This is a genomic window from Mycobacterium sp. NGS45 (assembly GCF_059812645.1).
Window position 1 is genome coordinate 1 of sequence record NZ_JCALDB010000013.1, and the last position, 25,885, is coordinate 25,885.

Annotated in this window: 17 protein-coding genes and 2 pseudogenes; 10 read left to right on the forward strand and 9 right to left on the reverse strand. The window is 67.3% G+C overall.

The window, feature by feature from the left end; all coding sequences use genetic code 11:
• Window positions 1-367: pseudogene (locus AC5Y3P_RS13515) on the forward strand (hypothetical protein); the annotation flags it as partial.
• A gap of 115 nt (window positions 368-482) precedes the next feature.
• Here the strand turns inward: AC5Y3P_RS13515 and AC5Y3P_RS13520 are convergent.
• Together AC5Y3P_RS13520 and AC5Y3P_RS13525 are read right to left on the reverse strand one after the other, a co-directional pair.
• Window positions 483-1,646: a DUF7802 domain-containing protein gene (locus AC5Y3P_RS13520; RefSeq protein WP_500046416.1), complete on the reverse strand. Its 1,164-nt coding sequence runs from the start codon at window positions 1,644-1,646 to the stop codon at window positions 483-485.
• Window positions 1,639-2,571 (reverse strand): metal-dependent hydrolase, encoded by a 933-nt coding sequence (locus AC5Y3P_RS13525; RefSeq protein WP_500046417.1) that lies wholly within the window; start codon window positions 2,569-2,571, stop codon window positions 1,639-1,641. Before AC5Y3P_RS13525 ends, AC5Y3P_RS13520 begins: the two co-directional genes overlap by 8 nt.
• A gap of 113 nt (window positions 2,572-2,684) precedes the next feature.
• Here AC5Y3P_RS13525 and AC5Y3P_RS13530 point away from each other — a divergent pair, with 113 nt between their 5' ends.
• A complete protein-coding gene (locus tag AC5Y3P_RS13530) occupies window positions 2,685-3,284 on the forward strand; it encodes a TetR/AcrR family transcriptional regulator (protein ID WP_500046418.1) in 600 nt (199 codons plus the stop codon).
• An 8-nt stretch (window positions 3,285-3,292) separates the two neighbouring features.
• Here AC5Y3P_RS13530 and AC5Y3P_RS13535 read toward each other — a convergent pair whose 3' ends face one another.
• Complete coding sequence (locus AC5Y3P_RS13535) at window positions 3,293-6,169, reverse strand: MMPL/RND family transporter (RefSeq protein ID WP_500046419.1); 2,877 nt, start codon at window positions 6,167-6,169, stop codon at window positions 3,293-3,295.
• 146 nt (window positions 6,170-6,315) lie between these two features.
• A complete protein-coding gene (gene ligD / locus AC5Y3P_RS13540) occupies window positions 6,316-7,530 on the reverse strand; it encodes a non-homologous end-joining DNA ligase (protein ID WP_500046420.1) in 1,215 nt (404 codons plus the stop codon).
• Between the two features lie 55 nt (window positions 7,531-7,585).
• On the opposite strand from ligD, the gene fadD2 reads away from it, so the two are divergent.
• Window positions 7,586-9,274 carry a long-chain-fatty-acid--CoA ligase FadD2 gene (gene fadD2, locus AC5Y3P_RS13545; RefSeq protein WP_500046421.1) on the forward strand — a complete coding sequence of 563 codons (1,689 nt, stop codon included), beginning with the start codon at window positions 7,586-7,588 and terminating at the stop codon, window positions 9,272-9,274.
• A gap of 17 nt (window positions 9,275-9,291) precedes the next feature.
• Here the strand turns inward: fadD2 and AC5Y3P_RS13550 are convergent, their stop codons facing one another.
• The 4 genes from AC5Y3P_RS13550 to AC5Y3P_RS13565 are packed head-to-tail and all read right to left on the reverse strand — an operon-like array spanning window position 9,292 to window position 14,127.
• On the reverse strand, window positions 9,292-11,475 hold the full coding sequence (locus AC5Y3P_RS13550; RefSeq protein ID WP_500046422.1) for an acyl-CoA dehydrogenase family protein: 2,184 nt from the start codon (window positions 11,473-11,475) through the stop codon (window positions 9,292-9,294).
• Window positions 11,476-11,500: 25 nt separating this feature from the next.
• Window positions 11,501-12,457 carry a 2-hydroxyacid dehydrogenase gene (locus tag AC5Y3P_RS13555; protein ID WP_500046528.1) on the reverse strand — a complete coding sequence of 319 codons (957 nt, stop codon included), beginning with the start codon at window positions 12,455-12,457 and terminating at the stop codon, window positions 11,501-11,503.
• Window positions 12,436-13,524, reverse strand: a complete 1,089-nt coding sequence (locus tag AC5Y3P_RS13560) for an alpha/beta hydrolase family protein (protein WP_500046423.1) — start codon at window positions 13,522-13,524, stop codon at window positions 12,436-12,438. Before AC5Y3P_RS13560 ends, AC5Y3P_RS13555 begins: the two co-directional genes overlap by 22 nt.
• Window positions 13,525-14,127, reverse strand: a complete 603-nt coding sequence (locus AC5Y3P_RS13565; protein WP_500046424.1) for a TetR/AcrR family transcriptional regulator — start codon at window positions 14,125-14,127, stop codon at window positions 13,525-13,527.
• Between the two features lie 47 nt (window positions 14,128-14,174).
• Here AC5Y3P_RS13565 and AC5Y3P_RS13570 point away from each other — a divergent pair, with 47 nt between their 5' ends.
• Window positions 14,175-14,759 (forward strand): VOC family protein, encoded by a 585-nt coding sequence (locus tag AC5Y3P_RS13570; protein ID WP_500046425.1) that lies wholly within the window; start codon window positions 14,175-14,177, stop codon window positions 14,757-14,759.
• On the opposite strand, the pseudogene AC5Y3P_RS13575 reads toward AC5Y3P_RS13570, so the two are convergent.
• Window positions 14,642-15,325, reverse strand: a pseudogene (locus AC5Y3P_RS13575) (TetR/AcrR family transcriptional regulator); the annotation flags it as partial. The gene AC5Y3P_RS13570 and the pseudogene AC5Y3P_RS13575 overlap by 118 nt on opposite strands.
• Window positions 15,326-15,411: 86 nt before the next feature.
• Here AC5Y3P_RS13575 and AC5Y3P_RS13580 point away from each other — a divergent pair.
• The 6 genes from AC5Y3P_RS13580 to AC5Y3P_RS13605 all read left to right on the forward strand — a co-directional run bounded on the left by AC5Y3P_RS13580 (window position 15,412) and on the right by AC5Y3P_RS13605 (window position 25,853).
• On the forward strand, window positions 15,412-16,281 hold the full coding sequence (locus AC5Y3P_RS13580; protein WP_500046426.1) for an oxygenase MpaB family protein: 870 nt from the start codon (window positions 15,412-15,414) through the stop codon (window positions 16,279-16,281).
• 333 nt (window positions 16,282-16,614) lie between these two features.
• Window positions 16,615-18,468, forward strand: a complete 1,854-nt coding sequence (gene eccA, locus AC5Y3P_RS13585; RefSeq protein ID WP_500046427.1) for a type VII secretion AAA-ATPase EccA — start codon at window positions 16,615-16,617, stop codon at window positions 18,466-18,468.
• A complete protein-coding gene (eccB, locus tag AC5Y3P_RS13590; RefSeq protein ID WP_500046428.1) occupies window positions 18,465-20,012 on the forward strand; it encodes a type VII secretion protein EccB in 1,548 nt (515 codons plus the stop codon). The genes eccA and eccB overlap by 4 nt, the downstream gene beginning before the upstream one ends.
• Entirely contained in the window at window positions 20,009-23,959 is a 3,951-nt protein-coding gene (gene eccCa / locus AC5Y3P_RS13595; RefSeq protein WP_500046429.1) for a type VII secretion protein EccCa, read from the forward strand. The genes eccB and eccCa overlap by 4 nt, the downstream gene beginning before the upstream one ends.
• Window positions 23,956-24,270, forward strand: a complete 315-nt coding sequence (locus AC5Y3P_RS13600; protein WP_500046430.1) for a PE family protein — start codon at window positions 23,956-23,958, stop codon at window positions 24,268-24,270. The genes eccCa and AC5Y3P_RS13600 overlap by 4 nt, the downstream gene beginning before the upstream one ends.
• On the forward strand, window positions 24,270-25,853 hold the full coding sequence (locus AC5Y3P_RS13605) for a PPE family protein (protein ID WP_500046431.1): 1,584 nt from the start codon (window positions 24,270-24,272) through the stop codon (window positions 25,851-25,853). The genes AC5Y3P_RS13600 and AC5Y3P_RS13605 overlap by 1 nt, the downstream gene beginning before the upstream one ends.
• Window positions 25,854-25,885: the final 32 nt, after the last annotated feature.

The window sequence follows — 25,885 nt, forward strand, 5'->3', positions numbered from 1 at the left end:
CTTGCGCACCTTCTGGACCGACTGGACCGATCGCCAACTACCCGACGGCACCATCATCTGGACCACCCCCACCGGCCACCAATACCGAACAATTCCGGGCTGCCGTCTGCCGCTGCCGGACTTCGACACCACCACCCCGGCGCCGACCAACTACCAGGCTCCGCCGACCACCCCCAGCCACGGCGACCGCGGCCTCAGGATGCCCACGCGTCGACGCACCCGCGCCGCCGAAGCCGCCCAACGCCGCAAAACCGAACGCGCCCACAACAACGCCACCCGCAAGAAACGCCAATCACCACCAGCGCCACCGGCACCGCCGCCACCACCGGACTTCACACCCACCAACCCCGAAGACCCACCCTTCTAACCACCCCCAAGGAGGTATCCGAATGGATGCAACGCAGTTCTTGGGCGAGGCTGACACGACCCAACTCGGTGCAGGAAGCGGACGCGGCGTCGCTTTCCTTGCCTTCGGAACAGCGTCAGCTGGCGGGCGCCGCGCTGCGGTCCGGTTCGACAGCAGCCACCGTCGGGCGCGTGGTGTATACCGCAGCCACCGACAGGCCGGCCACCAGGAAGCAGCCGATGGTGTAGATGAGACTGCCGATCGGATCCCCGTTGGCGGTGAACCCGTCGGTGGCAGCGAAGTACGCCGGCAGTGCGGTGAGCCAGAGCACGGCCATCACCACCAAATAGGCTGTGGCGTAACCGAACATCAACGGGTTGGTGTGGTGCGGCTGCTCGGCGGTGGTGTCGGCGTTCGGATTACGCAACCGCCGCCACTGGAGCACCAGGACGGGGATCGCCACCACGGTGAGCAGCAGCAACTCCAGGGCGTAGACCACGCCGCCGACCGTCGTGCTACCGGTAAGTCCGGCTGCCAGCGTGGCAGGCATCGGCAGCACTGCGGTACCGATCGAGGCCAGCACACCGACCACGATGGTGCGCCAGACGATTTGGCCGGCGCTGAACTTCCGACCGGCATCCACATGGCGGCCGATGAAGAACTGCACGCACAGCGCCAACGACATCGGCCACAGCGCGGCGAACACCACGATGCTCGACAGCGGTACCGAGGCGACGAACGGCTGCGCCATCGGGTGGTCCAAAGTCCACTCCCACCACCGCAATTGCGGACCCAGGTGGTCGAAGATCTCGTAGAAGGCGTGGTTGACGAAGCCCACGGCGACCGCGCCCACCAAGGTGCCGTAGCGGCGGAACACACCCAGGCTGCGCACGATCTCGAACGCCACCGTGGCCATCATCGGGTAGATCGCGACGATGTAGAGCGGCAGCCGGCCCCACAGGAACTCCACGGTGAACAGGTTGTGCGCGAACATGGTGTCGACGTGTTCTTCGATGCCGAACGCGGCCGGGAAGTACAGCGGTGGCTCGATGATCAACAGGTAGGCGATCGCGCCGAACCACAGCACCAGGTTGGTCGGATCACCGTGGCGGCGTTGCCGATTGATCGCGTAGATCAGCGCCAGGATCGCGCCGATCACCACGGTCAACTCCAGCACCGGGAGCGTCCAGTTCTCCAATGCGAACGGGCTGCGCACCGAGACCACCCCGCCGATGTCGGCGCAGGTGAACCCCATCCGTTCGGCCAACCCCTCAAAGGTGGAGGCACACAGATCAGACATGGCTCACCGCCGTCGCCTTGGTGTACCAGAGGGTGACGTCGTCGCCGGCGTCGTAGCGATCGAACCATTCACCGGCCAGTGCGGGCAGATTCTCGTGGGTCGGATCGTGGCCGGGGATCTGACTGCGCACCACGCCCGCCAAGGCGGTCAGCATCTCGCGCTTGCTGATGTGTGCGAACGCATTGCTGATCGGGCCGTCGTACGGCGCGTTGGTGAACGGAAGTCGTTGCAGCAGAGCCTTCTTCCGGGCCTGCATGCCGAACATGGCCATGGCGTCGATCTTGCGGTCCTCGAGCGGGACGTGCTTGTTGAAACCTTCGCAGGTGCGGCGCAGCACCTCCCACACGTGAGCGAACACCGACGGCGTCTGCCGCATCCGGTACCACGGGTCGTCGACCACGGCGTCGTAGATGATCAGCGCCGAGCTGCGGTGTTCGACCTCTTCGACGAAGTGCCACAGGAACAACGAGGCCACCCGGTCATCGCCCGGCGCGAACAGGGTGTCGTCGTTGTCGAGCATGAGCTTGAAGACCGGGGTGAAGGTGGCCTCGAGGTCGGCGGTGTAGGCCAGCCGGTACTTCAGCGGCTGGTTGGCGGTCATCTCGTCGAACGCCCCGATCACCTCGTCGAGGGTTTCCTTGAGACCCGGATAGGCCTTGACCAAGCCCTTGGCGTGCTGCCGGTGCGCCATCGAGTGCTGGCCCTCCTGGCGGGTGAAGGCGTGCGCTTCCTCGCGGGCGGCCGGATCGGTGATCAGCGGCAGTGCCTCGGAGATCATCGCGCCGATCATCTTCTCGAACCCGATGGCCAGGAACGACACCGCGTTCGCCATCGAGGAGAACGCCGGGTTGGCCTCATTCCAGAGGAACGGAACCGGGTAGTCGGCGAACGCAAACCGCATCTTGCGGACCTGCAGATCGGTCATCACCAGGCCTTTCGATCAGTAATCATACAAAACTGCTGCAATGTGTATGACCGTATGATGGCAGTGCACAGCCGGGATCGTCAATGCTGCCGGCCCCCACACGGAGGATGCGGATGGCACGGAGGCGTGGGTGGGGTGGGAATCCGCCCGCCAGCGACCAGGAGGCGCGCGAGCGCATCGTGGCGGCAGCCGTCGAGTTGCTCGCCCGAACCGGCACCGAGATCAGCATCGCCGACGTCGCCGCCTCGCTCGGGGTGATCCGCCAGACCGTGTACCGCTACTTCCCGACCGCCGACGAACTGATGCGCGCCGCGGCGATGGCTTCGGTAGACGACTTCCTGGACGGTATGGCGGCGCGGGTCCGCGGCATCGCCGATCCGGCCGACGCGATGACCGAGGCCGTCCTGTACTCGCTGCAAGCCGTCGCTGCTACCCCGCATCTGGGCATCCTGCTGACCGGTCAGCATGCCAGTGCCTCCGAGGTGGCCTCGCTGCAGGCGCAGGACATCGGGATGCGGATGATGTCGCGGTTCGACGTCGACTGGGCCGGCTGCGGCTACGACGACGCCGCCCTGCATGAGTTGGTCGAGTTCACGCTGCGAATCCTGTTGTCGTTCTTCGCCGTTCCCGACGAGCCGCCGCGCACCCCGGATCAGTTGCGCCAGTTCATCCGGCGCTGGCTGGGCAGTGCGATCCTGGCCCAGCCGCGCTAGCCCGGGGGCTACACCTCGGCGGGAGCCGGCGGCTTGGGCCAGGGCTCCGGGACCGGTCGCTGGCGCACCAGTTGCGGCCACCAGAACCACTTGCCCATCAGGGCCGCGATCGACGGCGTCATGAACGAGCGGATCACCAGGGTGTCGAACAGCAGGCCCAGACCGATCGTGGTGCCGACCTGAGCGATCACGATCATCTCGCTGATCGCCATCGACATCATGGTGAACGCGAACACCAGACCCGCTGCGGTGACCACTGATCCGGTGCCGCCCATGGCGCGGATGATGCCGGTGTTCAGCCCGGCGTGGATCTCCTCCTTGAACCTGGCCACCAACAACAGGTTGTAGTCGGCGCCGACGGCAAGCAGGATGATCACCGCCATCGCCATCACCATGAAGTGCAACTCGATGCCGATCAGGTGCTGCCAGATCAACACCGACAAGCCAAATGATGTCCCCAGCGACATCGCGACCGTGCCGACGATCACCGCGGCGGCCATCAGACTCCGGGTGATCAACAGCATGATGATGAAGATCAGCGCGAGCGCCGAGATGCCGGCGATCAGCAGGTCGTAGTTGTTGCCTTCCTGCATGTCCTTGAAGGTCGCCGCGGTTCCGGTCAGATAGATCCTCGACCCTTCCAACGGGGTGCCCTTCATGGCTTCGCTGGCTGCGCGCTTGATCCCGTCGATCTTGGCGATGCCTTCCGGCGTCAGGGGATCACCCTCGTGCGAGATGATGAACCGCACTGCCCGGCCGTCCGGCGAGATGAAGCCCTCCATGCCGCGTTTGAAGTCCTCGTTGTCGAAGATCTCCGGTGGTACGTAGAAGGTGTCGTCGTTCTGCGCCTCGTTGAAGGCTTCGCCCATCGCGGTCTGCCCCTCGGAGGCCGCATTCATCTGATCCTGCAGACCCTTCTGGGTCTGATACATGGTCAGCATCATGGTCTTCATCGTGCGCATGGTCTCGATGGTGGTCGGCATGAGCTTGAGCATCTGCGGCAGCAGCGCGCTGAGCCGATCCATGTCCGGCAGCAGGTCCTGGATCGCGTGGGTCATGGTGTCGACGCCGTCCAGGCCGTCGAAGATGGACCGGATCGCCTGGCACGACGGGATGTTGAAGCAGTGCTTTTCCCAGTACAGGTAATTGCGCAGGGGGCGCATGAAGTCATCGAAATCGGATATGTGATCCCGCAATTCGGCGACTTCGTCGGCCATGTCGTGGGTTTTGGCGACCATCGACTGCATGGTGGTGTTCATCTCGGCCATGAGTTTGAGCATCTTCGTCATGGTCTCGACGTTCTTTTCCATCTCTGCGGCCTGCAGCACCATGTCGTCCATGCGGTCTTCGAGGTACTTGCGGTTCATGTCCTGCATGACGCCTTGCCGGGACAGCATGTAGGGGATGGTGGTGTTCTCCAGCGCGGTGCCCTGCGGACGGGTGATGGATTGCACCCGGCCGACGCCGGGCACCTGGAAGATCTCCTTGGCGATCTTGTTGATCACCAGGAAGTCCGCCGAGTTGCGCAGATCCCGGTCGGTTTCGATCATCAGCAGCTCGGGGTTCATCCGGGCCACGCCGAAATGTTCTTCGGCGACCGCATATCCGGCGTTGGCCGGTAGATCATCGGGCAGGTAGTTGCGGTCGTTGTAGTTGGTGCGGTAGCCGGGCAGGGTCAGCAGCCCGACCAGCGACAGCGCGACGGTGGCCAGCAGCACCGGCGCCGGCCAGCGGACGACCAGCGCGCCGATCTTGCGCCAGAGCCGAATCCGCATGGCGCGTTTGGGTTCCAGGATGTTGCGGAATCGGGTGACCAAACTGACCACTGCCGGGCCCAACGTCAGCGCGGTGAGCACGGCGACCACCATGCCGACCGCCAGCGGTACGCCCAGCGTCTGGAAGTAGGGCAGTCGGGTGAAGCTCAGGCAGAATGTCGCGCCGGCGATGGTCAGACCCGAACCGAGGATCACGTGCACCGTGCCGGCGAACATGTCGTAATAGGCGGTCTCCCGGTCCATGCCTCTGGTTCGGGCTTCCTGATATCGCCCGATCAGGAAGATCGCATAGTCGGTTGACACCGCTATACACAGTGTGACCAGCAACTGGGTGGCGAACGTGGACAGGCCGATGATCTCGTAGTGGCCCAGGAAGGCCACCGCGCCGCGGGCGGCCGAGAGCTCGAGCACCACCATGACCAGCACCACGAGCACCGTGACGATCGAGCGGTAGGTCAGCAGCAGCATGGTGATGATGACGGTGAACGTCGCCATCTCGATCACCTTGGCGCTCCGGTCGCCGGCGATCTGTTGGTCGGCGGCCAGTGCCGAGCCGCCGGTGACGTAGACGTTCAGCCCGTCCGGCGGTTGCAGCCCCTCGATGATCGCTTGGGCGGCTTCCACCGATTCATTGGCCAGCGCTTCGCCCATGTTGCCGGCCAGATACACCTGCACATAGGCGGCGTGCCCGTCGGCGCTCTGGGCGCCCGCGGTGGTCAACGGGTCGCCCCAGAAATCCTGGATGTGCTCGACGTGGTCCTTGTCGGCGCGCAACTGCCTGAGCATCTCGTCGTAGAACAGGTGGTCCTGTTCACCGAGCAGGCGGTCCTCGGTCTCCAGCACGACCATGATCGAGCTGTTCGATTGGAACTCTTCGAAGACGTGCCCGATCCGCGTCATCGCGATCACCGACGGCGCGTAGTCGGGACTCATCGACACCGAGCGGGCTTGGCCGACGGCCTCCAGGGTCGGAATCGCGGTATTGAGGAAGCCGATCAGCAGGACCCACCCGACGATGACCGGGATGGCGAGTCGGCGGATCCAACGGGCCAGTGGCGAGCGCGGGACTTCGGCGGCGGCATCTTCTGCGCGCGCTGCACTGCTGGTCATGGTCATAGGGAATTCACCGCGCCGGACACGAGCACGTCAACGGCGCTTCCTCCTCGGGTGTATTGGCCTGAGCTTAGTCTTACCAAAGTTCGGCGCCGATGTCCGTCCCCGAGTCGGATGCCGGTCCTGAAGTGATCATGCCTGATTCAGCGTCGTCCCTGCCGACCGGAGTATCCCTCCCACGGGGAATAGTCGGCCAGCAACTCCTCCTGTTCGGGACGCAGCTTCGCCGGCACGTGCTGCAGGTTGATCCGGATCCGGTACCAGATCGACGACGGCCCGCGCATCCCGTCGACCAGCACATCGACCGGTTCCAGATGCGCGGCGGCGGCCGGATGCCGACGCTTCCAGGTGTCCAGCGCAGCCATCGCTTCGTCCCGGGTTTCGGTGCGCGCCACTTCGATCAGCGGTGGTCGGTCCCGCTTGGGTGCCTTGGCCGGCGGACCGAGCTCCTCGGCCAATTCGAGCAGCGGGTCCAGCGTGCCGACCGCGTCGTCCATGCCCGCCCACGGATCCCCGACCTCGGCGAACCGGGCCGGCACCGTCGTCGCGGTGAATTCCTCTGGTCGACAATCCGGCACCTCGGCCCAGTGCAGCGGGGTGGACACCCGGGCATCGGGTTTGGCGCGCACCGAATAGGCCGAGGCCACCGTGCGGTCCTTGGCGTTCTGGTTGAAGTCGACGAACACGCCGTGCCGTTCTTCCTTCCACCACCGGCTGGTCGCCAGATCCGGTGCGCGGCGCTCGACTTCGCGCGCCACCGTCTCGGCGGCCAACCGCACCTGCCGGTAATCCCAGTGCGGGGCGATCCGGGAGTAGATGTGGAAGCCGCGTGAACCGGAGGTCTTGGGCCAGGCCGTCAGCCCGTGGTCGGCCAAAACGTCACCGACCACCTGCGCCACTTCGACGATCTGCGGCCAGCCCACGCCGGGCATCGGATCCAGGTCGATGCGCAGTTCATCCGGGTGATCGAGGTCCCCGGAGCGCACCGGGTGCGGGTTGAGATCGATGCAGCCCAGGTTGATCGCCCACACCAGCCCGGCCGCGTCCCGGCACACCGCTTCCTTGGCCGACGTGCCGGAGCGGTACTTCAGTTCGGCGACGTCGACGTAGTCCGGCCGCTTCTCCGGTGCGCGCTTCTGGAAGATCGCCTCGGCGTCGATGCCCTTGACGAACCGCTTCAGGATCATCGGCCGGTCGGTGATGCCGCGCACCGCGCCGTCGGCGACAGCCAGGTAGTACTCGATCAGATCCAGCTTGGTCAGCCCGGGCTCGGGGAACACCACCTTGTCCGGGTTGGTGACGACGACGTCGTGTCCGGCGACTTCCAGCGTCACGGACTTCCGTGCGGAGCTGGCCATACCGTCATCGTAGGTTCTCGGCGTGGGTGAGACCCATCTCACATAGGGTGAGGTCATGTCGAAGCTCACGGATTTGCCTTTGCAGGCGGTGGCCAAGCTCCAGCAGTCCGCCGAAACCTACGCTGCGCGTGGATCGGCCGAACTGCACTACGCCCGCAAGATGTTCGAGGCCGGCGCACTCAAGCTGGACCCCCAGCTTTTCGTCGGGATGCTCGCCGACATCCGCAAATGGGGTGAGGTGGGGATGATCGCCTCGCTCAACGCGCGGCGCACCCCGGACCGCACCGCAATCGTCGACGACGACGGCGAGATCACCTTCGCTGAACTCAACGACGCCGCACACGCGGTCGCCAACGGTTTGCTGGCGATGGGGGTGCGCGGCGGTGACGGGGTGGCGCTGCTGATCCGCAACCACCGCTGGTTTCTGATCGCGCTGTACGGGGCGGCCCGCACCGGGGCCCGGCTGATCCTGCTCAACAGTGAGTTCTCCGGGCCGCAGATCAAGGAGGTCGCCGAGCGCGAAGGCGCCAAGGTGATCATCTACGACGACGAGTACACCGCAGCGGTGTCCGCCGCCGAGCCGCCGCTCGGCAAGCTGCGGGCGCTGGAGACCAACCCGGACAAGCCCGAGCCGTCCGGGTCGACCGACGAGACGTTGGCCGAGCTGATCGCGCGCAGTCGCAAGGATCCGGCGCCCAAGGCCACCAAGCATTCCAAGATCATCATCTTGACCAGTGGCACCACCGGCACACCCAAGGGCGCCAACCGTTCCACGCCGCCGTCGCTGGCGCCGGTCGGCGGGGTGCTCTCGCACGTTCCGTTCAAAGCCGGCGAGGTCACCTCGCTGCCGGCGCCGATGTTCCATGCGCTGGGCTTCCTGCACGCCACCATCGCGATGATGCTCGGCTCCACGCTGGTGCTGCGGCGCCGGTTCAAGCCGGCGACCGTGCTCGAGGACCTGGAGAAGCACAAGGTGACCGCGATCGTGGTGGTGCCGGTGATGCTGTCCCGCATCCTCGATGAGCTGGAGAAGACCGAACCCAAGCCGGACCTGTCCAGTCTGCGGATCGTGTTCGTGTCCGGCTCGCAGCTGGGCGCCGAGCTGGCCAGCCGCGCGATGAACGACCTCGGCCCGGTGATCTACAACCTGTACGGCTCGACCGAGATCGCCTTCGCTTCGATCGCGCGGCCGCAGGACCTGAAGAAGAACCCGGCCACCGTGGGTCCGGTGGTCAAGGGGGTACGGGTCAAGCTGTTCGACGAGAACGGCAAGGAAGTGCCCAAGGGTGAGGTGGGCCGGATCTTCGTCGGCAACACCTTTCCGTTCGAGGGCTACACCGGCGGCGGTGGCAAGCAGATCATCGACGGCCTGATGTCCTCAGGCGACGTCGGCTACTTCGACGAGCACGGTCTGCTCTACGTCAGTGGGCGCGACGACGAGATGATCGTCTGCGGCGGTGAGAACGTCTTCCCGGCCGAGGTCGAAGACCTGATCAGCGGCCATCCCGACGTCGTCGAAGCCACCGCGCTGGGCGTCGAGGACAAGGAATGGGGACACCGACTGCGGGCGTTCGTGGTCAAGGCCGACGGCGCTGACGTCGACGAGGACACCATCAAGACCTACGTCAAGGAGAACCTGGCGCGCTACAAGGTGCCGCGCGAAGTGATCTTCCTCGACGAACTGCCGCGCAACCCCACCGGCAAGGTGCTCAAGCGCGAGCTGCGGGAGAAATTCGGCGACTGAGCCTGGCGGGCAACGGGTTAGGGATCCCGCGGCAGGCCCAGCAGACGCTCGGCGATGATGTTCAACTGCACCTCCGAGGTGCCGCCGTAGATCGTGGTGGCGCGACTGGCCAGCAGGTACTGCGCCCAGGTGCCCTCCGGGGTGGACTCGTCGCCGATCACCGCGTCGGTGCCGAACGAGGAGACCGCGAACTCGGCGTAGCCCTGCCCGGTCTTCATCGACAGCAGCTTGGAGATCGCCGCCGACGGCATCGCATCTCCGCCGGCCAACGTCAGCAGCGTGGAGCGCAGGTTCATCAGCTTGGCGGCATGGCCTTCGGCGATCAGCACACCGGCGTGGTTCTGCTCGATCTGGTCGAACTGCCCGGCGCCCACGAACTCGACGAACTTGTCCAGGCTGGGCAAGAACGGCGGCTCGCTGCTCCCGATCGAAACCCGTTCGGCGGTCAGGGTGTTGCGGCTGACCTCCCAGCCCCGGTCCACCTCGCCGAGCACCAGGTCGTCGGGCACGAAGACGTCGTCGATGAACACGGTGTTGAACATCGCGTTGCCGGTCAGTTCACGCAGCGGTTTGACCTCGACACCGGGCGCCGACATGTCCAGCAGGAAGTAGCTGATGCCATTGTGCTTGGGTGCATCCGGATTGGTGCGGGCCAACAGCGCACCCCACTGCGAGTACTGCGCACCGGTGGTCCAGATCTTCTGGCCGGTGATCCGCCAACCGCCGTCGACCTTGATCGCCTTGGTGGTCAGGCTGGCCAGGTCCGAACCGGCACCCGGTTCGGAGAACAGCTGACACCAGATCAGCTCGCCGCGGAACGTCGGTGGCAGGAACCGCTGCTTCTGCTCGTCGGTGCCGAACGCCACGATCGACGGAATGATCCAGGCCGCAATGCCCATCGCCGGACGCCGCACCCGCCCGGTGCTGAACTCCTGGGCGATCAGGATCTGCTCGATCGGCGTGGCCGCCCGCCCCCACGGCTTGGGCAGATGCGGTTGCACCCAGCCGCCCTCGACGATCGCGGTGATCCGTTCATCGCCGGAAAGCGCCTTCAGCGCAGCCACTTCGGAGCGGATCTCGGCCCGCAGCGCCTCGGTGTCGGGATCCAGGTCGATGTCGATGCTGCGCATCCCGGTCGAGGTGGCGGTGTCCACGACGTGCTGCGGATAGTCGTCTGCGCGCCCGAAACCGGCCGCCACCACCAACGCCCGCCGGTAGTACACGTTGGTGTCGTGCTCCCAGGTGAAGCCGATCCCGCCGTGCACCTGGATGCAGTCCTGCACGCAGTCTTGGGCCGCAACCGGCGCCAGTGTGGCTGCCACCGCCGCGGCGAACTCGGCCTGCGCGGCCTGGTCCGGTCCCTCGTCGATGGCGCGGGCCGCGTCCCAAACCGCCGCGGTGGCGCGTTCGGTGACCGCAATCATGTTGGCGCACTTGTGTTTGACGGCCTGGAACTGCCCGATCGGACGGCCGAACTGCTCGCGGATCTTGGCGTACGCCGCGGCGGTGTCGGTGGCCCACCGCGACACACCCACGGCCTCGGCCGACAGCAGCGTGGACACCAGGGCGCGGGCCCGGCCGCGGCTGAGGTTGGACAGCAGCTGTTCGCTGGAGATCTCCACTGCGTTGGCCCGGACATGCGCCACCGGGCGCAGCGGGTCAACGCTGGGCACCGGCTCGATCTCGAGCTGGTCGGCGGCCAGCACCACCCATTCCTCACCGGATTCGATGGCCACCGGCAACACCAGCACCGAAGCCTGCGCAGCGGCCGGCACCGCGCGTGCCTCCCCGCGGATCACCAGCACCTCGCCCTGCTCGGTGGCGGTCAGCCCGGAATCGATCGCGTAGGCCGCGATGGTCTCCCCGGAAGCCAGGCCGGTCAGTGCCGCGGCGTCCGGGTCGTGCGCGGCGATCAACGCACTGGCGATCGCCGACGGCACGAACGGCCCGGGCACCGCGCCGTAGCCGAATTCGGCCAGCACGATCGCCAATTCGACGATGCCGAAGCCCTGCCCGCCGACTGCCTCGGACAGGTGCACACCGGTCAGTCCCTGTTCGGCGGCGGCCCGCCAGTACGGCGGCGGGTTGGGGATCGGGTTCTCCAGCGCATCGTGCAGCACCTCCGACGGTGCCACCCGGGCCACCAGGGAACGCACCGAGTCGGCCAGGTCGACGTGTTCGGGATTGATCGCGATCGGCATCGTTGCCTGCTCTCAGGTCGAAGGATTAGTTCACGACGAAGTACGGGGGCTGGCCGTCGCGCAGCCGGCGGCAGTTCTGCAGCGCCATGTCCAGATAGCGCTCCAGGGTGTCGACGGTGTACCAGCTGACGTGCGGGGAGAGCAGGACGTTGTCCAGTTTCAGCAACGGATTGTCGGCGGCGACGGGTTCTTCGGCGAACACGTCCAGCCCGGCGGCCGCCAGCTGACCGGACTGCAGCGCGGCCACCAGTGCGTCCTGGTCGACGATGCCGCCCCGGGCGGTGTTGACCAGGATCGCGCCCGGCTTGCACAGCGCGAGCTTGTCGGCGTCGATCAAACCCTCGGTCTCCGCGGTCAGCGGCGCATGGATCGAGATGATGTCGCTGGTCTTGAGCAGGTCGTTGAGCGGCAGCCAGCTGACGCTGTGCTCGTCGCGGCGGGTGGTGGTGTGCACCACCTGGGCGCCGGTGGCCCGCACGATCTGCTCGACCCGCTTGCCGACCGCACCGAACCCGATCAGACCGACCCGGCAGCTGCCCAGATCCCGCACCCGGTCACCCAGGCTGGGATCGGTCGGCCAGCCGTTACCGGCCCGCGTCGCGCGGTCCAGCTCCGGGGCCCGGCGCAACGCGGCCAGCATCAGCATCACCGCTGCCTCGGCCACCGATGCGGCATTGGCGCCCGGGGTGTTGGCCACCGTGATGCCGCGCTTGGCGGCGGTCTCGACGTCGATGGTGTTGACCCCCGAGCCGAGCTTGTGCACCAGCTTGAGCTTGGCGCCGCGCTCGAGGTCTTCCCCGGACAACGGACGCAGCACGTGCCACAGCACATCGGCCTCGGGCAGTTCGCGATAGAACGCCTCGTCGTTGTCTTCCGGGACCCATCGCACGTCCAACCACTCGGATTCGCCGGCGACGATCTCGCGGGCGCGCTCTCCGGGTCGAAAATGGGCCAGGACTCTCAGTGCCGGTGCTCCGGCCATCTCGCCGCTATCCACGCCGCGATGGTATCCGCCTGCTCATCGCGGGCGCCCGGAGTAGTGAAGTAATGGTCGGTGTCGATGCTGACCTGTGTCCGGTCGGGGCTGGCCAGCGCGTCGTGGATGCGTTGCGCATCGGACGGGTAGACGCCGGTGTCGGCCGAGGCGTTGATCACCAGCGCCGGAACTTCGATGCGGGCCAGGTAGGGCTCGGCGCGGGTCTTGGCGGTTCGCAGACTCCACATGCCCAGCCAGTTGCGCAGTGTGGTGGCCGCCGCGATGCCGCGGGTCGAGCGGTTGGCCGCCACCGGTTCTCCGGCGTAGCACAGGTTGGGAATCCGGTTGGTGGGCTCGATCGACGGGTCCACCATGCGCGGGTCGGCCCAGGTGCGCATCACGGTGAACGGGCGATCGGAGAAACCCGCCGCGCGCACCCGGGCCAATTCGGCCTCGGCCCAGTCGGTGATCGCCTCGTTGCGGGCCACCTGCGCGGCGCGGTAGGCCGCGACGAACTCGGCCGAGAACGGCGGTCCGTTGCGCTTGTCGAACAGGTCGAGGTCCGGGTTGGATGCCACCGGGTCGTTCTCGTCGATGACGGCGGCGTCCATCCAGGCGGTCAACACGTCGGGTCGGCCCGGGTGCGCCGCCGAGGCGATGTAGCCGTCGGCGACGGGCAGGCCGGAGTCCGGTTCGGCGGCCTGCGCCTGATAGGCCGCCATCAGCGAGCCGCCGCCGGAGTTACCGAGCAGCACAACGACTTCCGCGCCGGCCACCTCGCGCAGCCAGCGCACCCCGACGCCGATGTCGAGCAGCGCGTGGCGCAGCACGAAGCTGCTCTCGAAGCCGCGGAACCGGGTGTTCCAGCCCAGGAAGCCGATCCCGCGGGCGGCCAGGTACTCGGCGATGTAGTGCTCGGAGAAGTCGATCTGATAGTGCGTGGCGATCATCGCCACGCTCGGTCGCCGGTCGGCGCGCCGGTGGTAGAGCCCCTGGCATGGGTGCCCCCCGGCGCCGGCCCGACCGGCGGTGGGGGAGTCCAATCCGACGAACTCGCGCAGCACTTCAACCATTTAGGGCGCCTCCTTGCTGAAGATGGCTCGGTAGAAGATGTTCGACAGCGTCGCGATGCAGGCCTGGTCGTCGGGATCGGCGTCCGGGCCGGACAGCTGCAGGTAGCAGAATCCGTTGAGCATCGAGACGATCGCCTCGGCCAGCAGGGGCGGATCGTCATCGACGCAGTGGCCGTCGTGTTGGGCCCGGCGCACCATCTCGGTGATGAACCTGATCGGGACGGCGCACAGCTGCGACCAGTGCTGCGCGAAGTCCGCGTTGATCATCGCCAACTGCGAGACGCTGATCATCTCGGCCAGGTTGTGCCGGTAGGCGTACCAGTGCGCGGTGGCCGCCTGGTGGATTCGCTCGCGGTCGGAGAGCCCGTGCTGGACGACGGCTTTGGCGCGTTCGGTGGCCTCGTCGCGGAAGCGCAGCGCCCACTCGCGGACCATCGCTTCTTTGGAGTCGTAGTAGTTGTAGAACGACGCCGGCGACCGGCCGGCTTCGGCGGCGATGTCGGCCACCGTGGCGGCCAAGATGCCCTTGCGGGCGATCACCGCGCGGGCCGCGGCGTCGATCGCGGCCTGGGTGGCCCGGCCCCGTCTGGTCGGTTGCGTCACCGGGCGCCCTCCTTCAACAAACCTGAATCTGATGTTACATTCAGATTATGATCAAGCCGCACAACCCCAACCCCGAGTTCGACCTGGGCGGCATCAACCACGTCGCCCTGGTCTGCGCTGACATGCAGCGCACCGTCGACTTCTATTCCGGTGTGCTGGGCATGCCGCTGATCAAGTCGCTGGATCTGCCCGGCGGCATGGGTCAGCACTTCTTCTTCGACGCCGGCGGCGGGTCGTGCGTGGCGTTCTTCTGGTTCACCGATGCGCCCGACGGCGTACCGGGCATCTCGGCGCCGCAGCACCTGCCCGGGATCGGCGAGATCACCAGCGCCGTGTCGACCATGAACCACCTGGCGTTTCACGTGCCGCAGGAAAAGTTCGACGAGTACCGGCAGAAGCTCAAGGACAAGGGGGTGCGGGTCGGCCCGGTGCTCAATCACGACGACAGCCCCATGCAGGCCAGCCGTGAACTACATCCCGGTGTCTACGTGCGCTCGTTCTACTTCTGCGACCCGGACGGCATCACGCTCGAATTCGCTTGCTGGACCAAGGATTTCGACGACGCGGATACCGCTTCGGTGGCGCCGCGCACAGCCGCGGACCGGAACATGTCCAAGATCGTGGTGAGCTGATCGATCAATCGGTCGGCGGCCGGGACCATGCCGGCCGCCAGCCACGCCGCCAGGGTCTGCCGCACACCGCCGACCACGAACTGCGCGGTGGCGGCGATCTGCTCGGCGTCGTGTTCGCCGGCGTGTAGCACCTCGCGGATGTGTTGGCCGGACAACAGTGCGAACAGCGCGGTCTGCTCGGTGCGCTTGCGCAGCACCGTCGCATTGGACAGTTGATCGCTGAACAGCAGCCGCCCGATTCGGGGATCCGCGGCGATGGTGGTCACCAGGTTGGTGATCCCGGCCCGGTTCTGGGCCTCGGGTGCGGCGGCCGCGACCGCGGCCGCGGTGGTGCCGGCAAGTCGTTCGGTCACCGCGTCGAACACCGCGTCGACCAGGTCGTCTTTGTCCTTGAAGAGCTGGTAGAAGTAGCGGACGGTCAGGCCGGACTTCGCGCAGATGGCGCGCACCGTCAGCTCTTGGGGGTCAATCTGCCCCCCGAGCAACTCGAGTCCTGCGTCCAGGAGACGTCGGCGACGCTGCGCGTGTCGTTCCGACGCGTCCACCCCGCGATACGGGCGAGCCATATCGCTATCTTGTCATCTTGACACCTGTCGAGTGGCTGCGGCAGAATTTAGACAACAATTGTTCTCACTTTACGACAGGTAGATCAATGACGATCAGCGATGTCCGCCCAGCTCCGGCCCGTCGGCGCATCCAGCGCGCGCATTCGGTGCACGACGGCATGATGGGGGTCGTGCTGCTGGCCGCCGCGGCCAACGTGATCATGCAGCTCGGCCTGCCCGGCGTGGGCTACGGCGTGATGGAGAGCCGAGTCGAGAGCGGCCGGGTGGACCGCCACCCGATCAAGCGGGCCCGCACCACGCTGACCTACCTCGCGGTGGCCACCCAGGGCTCCGAAGCGCAGAAGGCCGCCTACCGGCGCGCGGTGAACAAGGCGCACGCCCAGGTGTATTCGACCGAGGACAGCCCGGTGTCCTACAACGCCTTCGACAAGGACCTGCAGCTGTGGGTGGGCGCCTGCCTGTACAAGGGCAGCGTCGACATCCACCGGATCTTCATCGGCGAGATGGACGACGAGACCGCCGACGAGCACTACATCGCGCAGGGCCTGACCAAGGCCACCATGCTGCAGGTGCCCGAGGAGATGTGGCCGGCTGACCGCGCTGCTTTCGAGAAGTACTGGCAGGAGAACCTGGACAAGATCCACATCGATGATGCGGTGCGCGAGTACCTGTATCCGATTGCGGTCAACCGGTTCGGCAAGTTCCGGCTGCCCGGGCCGCTGCAGCGCCGGCACGAGGACTTCTGGCTGCTGGTCACCACCGGTTTCCTGCCGCAGCAGTTCCGCGACGAGATGCGGCTGCCCTGGGACCCGCAGCGCCAGCAGCGCTTCGATCGGCTGATGTCCGCGCTGCGGACTGTCAACAACCTGTTGCCCGGCTTCATCCGGAAGTTCCCGTTCAACGTTCTGCTCAAGGACTTGGACTGGCGACTGCGCACCGGCCGTCCGCTGGTCTGAGCAAACAATCTGAGCATCCGCGGCGGGGGTCGACCGGCGCCCGCGGCGGGGCGAGTTTGGCTGCCCTGCCTACAATTTGCGACGCAGGTCACAGCGGTCAAATTCACAGCTTTCGGTCACCGCGGCCGCCCAGACCGGGTATGACGGGCTGATGAGGCGCAGATCCGCTGGTCAAAAGGGTGACCGAAGCGTTTTCGGGCAGCTGCGGCCCAGCTTCGTAGACCTCGACAGTTAGCTAATGCAATGCTAACTTTCCAGCAGTTAGCTTAGCGAAAACAGGTCGAGGATCAGACAAGGTGGGCGAGCAGTTCTGCTCCGCCTGCGAGGAAGCAGATGAGAAGCGCAGAAAACGGTAGTGAACTCGTCATGCCGCGCACGGGCGTTCGGGGCGTCCGCGTCGATGGCGACGTCGTGAGCCGATTCGCCACGTGCTGTAAGGCACTGGGTCTTTCGGTGTACGACCGGCGCCGCCCCGCAGACCGGGATGCCGCACTGTCCGGGTTCAGCGCCCTGACCCGCGTCGCCCACGAGCAATGCGACGCCTGGATCGGCCTGGCGGCCGCGGGCGACACCTCGCCGCGGGTGCTGGCCGCCGCCGCGGCCACGGTGGACACCCTCGGGGTTCTGCAGCGGGCGATCGAACTCGAAGCGGGCACGCTCGGCTTCAGCTATGACACCGGGCTGTACTTGCAGTTCCGCGCCACCGGACCGGACGACATCCGGCTCGCGAACGCCGCCGCGCTGGCCGCGCAGGGCGAGTTCGCCGAGGCCGACGCCGTCGTCGCCGAGGTGCTGGCGCGGCGTCCGGACTTCAGGGACGCCCGCTGGGTGAGCGCGGCGCTGCACTACCGGGCCCAGCGCTGGTCCGACGTGGTCAAGCTGCTCACCCCGATCGTCAACGACGAGAAGCTCGACGACGTCTTCGCGCACGCCGCGAAGATCGCGCTCGGTACCGCGCTGGCCCGGCTGGGGATGTTCGCGCCCGCGCTGTCCTACCTGGAAGAGCCCGACGGTCCGGTCGCGGTGGCCGTCGTGGACGGCGCGCTGGCCAAGGGCCTGGCGCTGCGCGCGCACGGCAACGACGAGGAAGCTGCCGAGACGCTGCAGGACCTCTATGCCGCCAACCCGGAGAACGCCGAGGTCGAAGAGGCGCTCACCGACCCGACGTTCGGCATCGTGACCACCACCGCGGCGCGCATCGACGCCCGCACCGACCCGTGGGACCCGGAGACCGAACCCAGCGAAGCCGACTTCGTCGACCCGGGCGCGCACGACCGCAAGGCCGCGCTGCTGGCCGAGGCCGAGGTGGAGCTGAGCCAGTTCATCGGTCTCGAAGAGGTCAAGGACCAGGTGGCACGCCTGAAGAGTTCGGTGGCCATGGCGCTGTTGCGTCAGGAACGCGGCCTGGCGGTCGCGCAGCGTTCGCACCACCTGGTGTTCGCCGGGCCACCCGGAACCGGTAAGACCACGATCGCGCGGGTGGTCGCCAAGATCTACTGCGGTCTGGGACTGCTGAAGAAGGAGAACGTCCGCGAGGTGCACCGCGCCGACCTGATCGGCCAGCACATCGGCGAGACCGAAGCCAAGACCAACGCGATCATCGACAGCGCGCTGGACGGCGTGCTGTTCCTGGACGAGGCCTACGCACTGGTGGCCACCGGCGCCAAGAACGACTTCGGTCTGGTGGCCATCGACACGCTGCTGGCCCGGATGGAAAACGACCGCGACCGGCTGGTCGTGATCATCGCCGGCTACCGCGCCGACCTGGACCGCTTCCTGGACACCAACGAAGGTCTGCGTTCGCGGTTCACCCGCAGCATCGACTTCCCGTCCTACACCCCGGGCGAGCTGGTCGAGATCGCCAACACGATGGCCAAGCAGCGCGACAGCATCTTCGAGCAGCAGGCGCTCGACGACCTGAACACGCTGTTCACCCACCTGGCCGCGTCGACGTCTCCGGACGCCAACGGTGTCGACCGCCGCAGCCTGGACATCGCCGGTAACGGTCGTTTCGTGCGTAACACCGTGGAGCGCTCGGAAGAGGAGCGCGAGTACCGCCTGGACCACTCCGAAGCCGCCGGCACCAGTTCGTTCACCGATGAGGAGCTAATGACCATCACGGCCGCAGACGTCAACTACGCGGTGACGCCGCTGCTCAAGGGCCTCGGGTTGACGGTGCCCGCATGAGCCGGAACAGCTACGACGACGATGAGTACGTCGACGACGACCGGCGTTCCTTCGCGTCGCGCACCCCGGTGAACAACAACCCGGACAAGGTCACCTACCGCCGCGCCTTCGTGACCCGGCACCAGGTCACCGGCTGGCGGTTCCTGAACCGCCGGATCGCCTCCGGTGTGGCCATGCACGACACCCGGATGCTGGTCGATCCGCTGCGCAGTCAGTCGCGCGCCGTGGTGGTCGGCGGCTTGATCGTGGTCACCGGATTGCTGGGCTGTCTGATCTTCTCGTTCATCCGCCCCAACGGCAATGTGGGTAACTCCACGGTGCTCGCCGATCGGGACAGCTCCGCGCTGTACGTGCGGGTCAACGACCAACTGCACCCGGTTGCGAACCTGACCTCGGCCCGCCTGATCACCGGCAAGGCCGACAACCCGACCCAGGTGCGCGCCAGCGCGCTCGACGAGTTCCCGCGCGGCAGCCAGGTCGGCATCCCGGGCGCGCCCGAACGGATGGTGCAAAACCCGTCCCGCGACGCGCACTGGACGGTATGTGAAGGCGCCGGACCGACCGCCGGTATCACGGTGGTCGGCGGTCCGATCGCCACCGGTGGTGAGAAGGCGGCCCCGCTGGCCGACGACCAGGCCGTGCTGGTGTCGCTGGGTGCCGGTGAGACGGCTTCGACCTGGCTGCTGTGGAACGGCAAGCGCAGCCCGATCGACCTGGCCGATCAGGCCGTCACCAGTGCGTTGGGCGTGGTCGCCAACACCGCTTCGCCGCGGCCCATCGCGACCGGTTTGTTCAACGCCATCCCGGAGGGTGCGCCGCTGCGTGCCCCGGCGATCCCGAACGAGGGCGCCCCGACGCCGTACCCGCTGTCGGTGGCCGCTCCGATTGGCGCCGTGGCGGTTTCCTACGCATCGGACAACACCTTGCTGCACTACGCCGTGCTCGAGGACGGCCTGCAGCCGATCTCCCCGGTGTTTGCCACGCTGCTGCGCAACACCAATTCGCACGGCTTCGCTCAGCCCCCGCGGCTCGGTGCCGACGAGATCGCCAAGCTGCCGGTGTCCCGCTTCTTGGACACCTCGGCGTTCCCGGATACCCAGATCGAGCTGGCCGACGCCACCTCCGATCCGGTGACCTGCGTGAACTGGACCAAACCGGCCGACGCGGCGGCCAGTTCCTCGCAGCTGCTGTCCGGTTCGGCGCTGCCGATCGCCGAGGACGTCCGCCCGGTCACGCTGGTGGGCGCCGGTCCGGAAAGCGCCACCCGGGTCGCCCTACCGGTCGGCACCGGCTACTTCGCGCAGACGGTCGGTCAGGAGCCGGCGTCGCCGACGGCTGGATCGCTGTTCTGGATCGCCGACACCGGGGTGCGCAACGGCATCGAAGCCGCCAACGCCGACGAACTGGCCAAGACCGTGTCGGCGCTCGGCCTCACCGCGCCCGCGACACCCGTCCCGTGGTCGGTACTGACCTTGTTCACCCCGGGTCCCGCGCTGTCCAAGGCTGACGCGCTGACCGCATACTCCGGGACGGAGAACCGATGAGCCGGTTGATCTTCGAGGCGCGCAAACGGCTGCCTCGACCAGAGGTCCGCAAGGGCACGATCAGCATCGAACCGCCCCCGGAATTGCAGCGGGTGGTCCCGCAGTCGCTGTTGAAGCGCACCCTGCCGTACCTGATCGTGATCCTGATCGTGGGCATCGTGGCGGCGTTGTTCGCTACCGGGATGCGGTTGATCTCACCGCAGATCCTGTTCTTCCCGTTCGTGCTGCTGCTGGCGGCCACCGCGCTCTACCGCGGCAACCCCAACAAGCTGCGCACCGAGGAGATCGACGCCGAACGCGCCGACTACCTGCGCTACCTGTCGGTGGTGCGGGACAACGTCCGCGCGCAGGCCAACGACCAGCGGGCCGCGCTGGAGTGGTCGCACCCGGAGCCGGCGCAGCTGGCCGCGGTGCCCGGCTCCCGCCGGCAGTGGGAGCGCGATCCGCACGATTCGGACTTCCTGGTGCTGCGCGCGGGTATGGACGACGTGCCGTTGGACATTCAACTGCGGGTCAAGGACACCGCCGACGAAGTCGACCTCGAGCCGGTTGCGCACAGCGCGCTGCGCGGTCTGCTGGACGCCCAGCGCACCGTGCGTCAAGCGCCGGTCGGCATCGACTTGGCCAAGGTGGCCCGGCTGACCGTCACCGGTGACGCCGAGCAGGTGCGCGGTGCCGTGCGGGCCTGGATCGCCCAGGCCGTGACGTGGCATGACCCGAGCGTGCTCGGTATCGCGCTGGCCAGCCCGGAACTGGAGTCGCCGGACTGGTCCTGGCTGAAGTGGTTGCCGCACACCGACATCCCGGGCTCCGTTGATGGTGTCGGGCCGGCCCGCTACCTGACCGCCAACGCCGACGAGCTGATCGCCCGGATCGGTCCGGTGCTCGCCGACCGCCCGTTGTTCGACGGGTCCGGTACGGCTGTGCACGGTCAGCGGCATCTGCTGATCGTCGTCGATGACCCGACCTTCGACCTGTCGTCGTCGGTGCTGTCGGAGGGCCTGGCTGGGGTCACGGTGCTGCAGATCACCAGCGCCGCACCGCACCGCGAGCAATATGCGGATCCGGAGCGTCCCGTGCTGCAGGTCGCCGACGGCGCGATCCAGCGTTGGGCCGGAAAGGGTTTCACGCCCTACATCGCCAAGGCAGACACGCTGTCTGCCGACGAGTCCACGCACCTGGCGCGTCAGCTGTCCCGGTGGGATTCCAATCCGACCCACACCGGGCTGCGTTCGGTGGCCACCGGCGGCGCGTCGTTCACCACGCTGCTGGACATCCCCGACGCCACCCAACTCGACGTACCCACGCTGTGGGCTCCGCGCAACCGCGCCGAGGAGCTGCGGGTGCCGATCGGTGTCACCGCCACCGGTGAACCTCTGATCTTCGACCTCAAGGACGAGGCCGAGGGCGGAATGGGTCCGCACGGTCTGATGATCGGCATGACCGGCTCAGGTAAGTCGCAGATGCTGATGTCGATCCTGTTGTCGCTGTTGACGACCCACTCCGCGGACCGGTTGATCGTGATCTACGCCGACTTCAAGGGCGAGGCGGGTGCGGACATCTTCCGCAACTTCCCGCAGGTGGTCGCGGTGATCTCGAACATGGCCGAGAAGAAGTCGATCGCCGAACGCTTCGCCGACACCCTGCGCGGTGAGGTGGCCCGGCGCGAGACGATGCTGCGCGACGCCGGCCGCAAGATCCAGGGCAGCGCGTTCAACTCGGTCACCGAGTACGAGGCCGCGATCGATGCCGGTCACGACCTGCCGCCGATGCCCACCCTGTTCGTGGTGGCCGACGAGTTCACGCTGATGCTCGCCGACCATCCCGAGTACGCCGAACTGTTCGATTACGTTGCCCGCAAGGGGCGTTCGTTCCGGATCCACATCCTGTTCGCATCGCAGACCCTGGACGTCGGCAAGATCAAGGACATCGACAAGAACACCTCTTACCGGATCGGTTTGAAGGTCGCCAGCCCGTCGGTGTCGCGGCAGATCATCGGGGTCGAGGACGCCTATCACATCGAATCCGGCAAGGAGCACAAGGGCGTTGGCTTCCTGGTGCCCGCGCCGGGCGCCGACCCGATCAAGTTCCGCAGCACCTACGTCGACGGGATCTACGATCCGCCGCGCCGTCCGCGCTCGTTCGTGGTGCCGGCCGACCCGCGGCCGCGGCTGTTCACCGCCACCGCGGTGGACGCCGACCAGAACGTGGTGGTGCTCGCCGATGACGACGACACCCCGATCGGTCCGCCGAAGAAGCTGATCGCCACCATTGGGGATCAGCTGGGCAGCTACGGCCCGCGCGCTCCGCAGCTGTGGCTGCCGCCGCTGGACGAGCCGATCCCGCTGGACGACGTGTTGGTCAACACGGGAATCGACGAGGGACAGGGACGTTGGCCGCTCGGTGAGATCGACCGGCCGTTCGAGATGCGCCGCGACACCCTGGTCTTCGATGCCCGCTCGTCGGCAGCCAACGTGCTGATCCACGGTGGCCCCAAGTCCGGTAAGTCCTCTGCGCTGCAGACCTTCGTCCTGTCGGCGGCCGCGCTGCACTCGCCGACCGAGGTGACCTTCTACGGTCTGGACTACGGTGGCGGCAAGCTGGCCGATCTGCAGAATCTGGCGCACGTCGGCAGCGTGGCCACGCCGCTGGAGCCAGAGCGGATCCGGCGCACCTTCAGCGAGCTCGAACAGCTGTTGCTGCGTCGGCAGCAGGCGGGTCGCCAGGAGGGTGGCTACACCGACGGCTACGGCGAGGTGTTCCTGGTCATCGACAACCTGTATGCGTTCAGTCGCGACAACGTCGATGCGTTCAACACCCGAAACCCGTTGCTGAGCAAGGTCACCGAGCTGGCCAACAACGGCCTGTCCTACGGCATCCACGTGGTCATCAGCACGCCGAACTGGCTGGAGGTGCCGCTGGCCATGCGCGACGGGCTCGGCCTGCGGCTCGAGCTGCGGTTGCCGGACGCCCGGGACTCCAACGTGCGACTGGTCGGCGCGCTGCGCCGACCGGCCGAGTCGGTGCCGGTCGATCAGCCGGGTCGCGGCCTGACCATGGCCGCCGAGCACTTCCTGTTCGCGGCGCCGCAGTTGGACCGGATCCCGGAGATCAACGCCAAGTACCCGGGCCAGTCCGCACCACCGGTGCGGTTGCTGCCCACGCAACTGGCGCCAGCCGCGGTTGCCCCGCTGTACTGGGGTGCCGAGCAGGTGGTGATCGGTCAGCGCGAAGAAGACCTGGCGCCGGTGGCGATCGACTTCGCCAACCATCCGCTGCTGATGGCCTTCGGCGACACCAAGGCCGGCAAGACCACGCTGCTGCGGCACATCATCCGCACCGTGCGGGAGAACTCCACACCCGATCAGGTGGCCTTCACGGTGATCGACCGCCGCCTGCATCTGGTGGAGGAACCGTTGTTCCCGGACAACGAGTACACCCCGAACATCGACCGGATCATCCCGGCGATGCTGGGCCTGGCGGCGATCATCGAAGGTCGCCGTCCGCCGAACGGCCTGTCACCGGCCGAGTTGGCATCCTGGAGCTACTCCGGTCACACCCACTACCTGATCATCGACGACGTCGACCAGATCTCGGAGGCCCCGGCCATGTCGGGACCCTATGTGGGACAGCGGCCTTGGACGCCGCTGATCGGATTGCTGTCCCAGGCGGCCGATCTGGGACTGCGGGTCATCGTGACCGGCCGGGCCACCGGTTCCGGCCACAACCTGATGACCAGCCCGTTGCTGCGCAGAATGTCGGATCTGCAGGCGACCTTGCTGATGTTGTCCGGTAACCCTCAGGACGGCGGCAAGATCCGCGGTCATCGCTTCACTCGGCTGCCCGCCGGCCGAGCGGTGTTGCTCGACGACACCGACACCCCGAGTCACATTCAGTTGGTCAATCCGCTGGTCGATTCACAGATCGAAGGAAGGAAACTGCCATGACGCTTCGTGTGCTTCCCGAGGGCCTGGCCGCCACCAGTGCGGCGGTCGAAGCGCTGACCGCGCGGCTGGCCGCTGCGCACGCCAGTGCGGCACCGGCCATCACCGCGGTGGTGCCGCCGGCGGCCGACCCGGTGTCGCTGCAGACCGCGCTGGGCTTCTCGGCGCAAGGTGCCGAGCATTCCGCGATCGCCGCGCAGGGTGTCCAGGAACTCGGCCGCGCCGGGATGGGCGTCGCCGAGTCCGGCACCAGTTACGCCAGCGGTGATGCGCAGGCGGCATCTTCGTACATGATTGCGCGCGGCGGGCGCTGATGACCGCGCCAGTCTGGTTCGCCGCACCGCCCGAGGTGCATTCGGCGCTGCTGTCCGCCGGTCCGGGGCCCGGGTCGCTGTTGGCGGCCGCGGGTGCCTGGAGTGGGCTGAGTGCTGAATACGCTGCGGCCGCAGCCGAACTGACTGCGCTGCAGGGTGAGGTCCAGGCCGGATCCTGGCAGGGGCCGAGCGCCGAGCAGTACGCCGCGGCACATCTGCCCTATCTGGCCTGGCTGATGCAGGCCAGCGCGAACAGCGCGGCCGTCGCGGTCCAGCACGAAGCGGCGGCAGCGGCCTACACCGCGGCGCTCGCGGCCATGCCCACGTTGGCCGAGCTGGCGCTGAACCACACCATCCACGGCGTGCTGCTGGCCACGAACTTCTTTGGCATCAACACCATCCCGATCGCGCTGAACGAAGCCGACTACGTGCGGATGTGGATTCAGGCGGCCACCACGATGGCCACCTACCAGGCGGTCTCGGGTACCGCGCTGGCCGCCACGCCACGCACTTCGCCGGCGCCGTTCGTGCTCACCCCCGGTGTCGGTGAGGCCGGCACCATGGCCGCCAACCTGATGCAGACCAGCGCTCAGGCCCAAGCCGCCGAAACCGGTTCGGCCCTGCAGACGCCGGACTGGTGGAGCGACAACGAACTGGTCAAGGCGCTGGCCGACTACTTCGATCAGGACTCGATGATCGGCGGCGAGCAAGTCGCGCAGCTGATTCGGGATCCGCTCGGCACCATTTCCAACATGCTCACCGGCCCGGAGGGACTGTTCACCAATCCGGGTGCTTTCCTGGGCACTTGGGGCCCCTTCCTGCTCGGCGTCGGCTATCAGGCGTTCTTCCAGCCGGTCGGCTGGGGCACCTGGGGCGCATTGCTCAGTTCGCCGCTGTGGCTGCCGTTGCTGGCTGGTGCGGCGCTGGGCGCGCTCGGGTTCTTGACGCTGCTCCCGCAGGACGCGCCGGCCGACGCTCCTGGCGACGAGGCCGTCCCGGAGCCCGCTCCGGGGATTCGGGCCGACCAGCAGTTCTACGCCCCGCCCGGCGGCGTGCCGGCCGGCACGCCGGTCGGTCCTGGTGCCACTGCCGCCGGCGGTGCGGCCGGCGGTGGCGCGGCAGCCACCGCACCGGCGGCGCCGGCGGCCCCGGTGCTGGCGTACGCCGTGGCCGCGCACGACCCGCCGGAAGGTGTTGGTCCGATCCTGCGCGACACCACCCAGGCGCAGGCGCCGGCCTCGGGCGCCTCGGCGTCGGTGGCCGCGGCCGCGCTGGCCTCGGCCCGGGAGAAGCGTCGGGCTCGGCGCAAGCGCGGCGCCCCGGTGACCGAACGCGCCTACGCCAACGAGTACCTGGACTACGACCCCGAGCGCACCGAGCCGCCGCAGGATGCGCCGCAGCCGTCCACCCTGGCTTCCGGACAAGGCGCCGGGCCGATCGGGTTCTCCGGCACCGCACACAAGGACATCCTGCGCGAAGCAGCGGGTCTGACCACGCTCGACGGGGACGCCTACGGTAACGGGCCGACCACGCCGATGATGCCCTCCGGCTGGGAGGAGGGTGAACCTACTGACCGTGACTAACTCTCGAAATATCGGTCCATCACTACTGATTG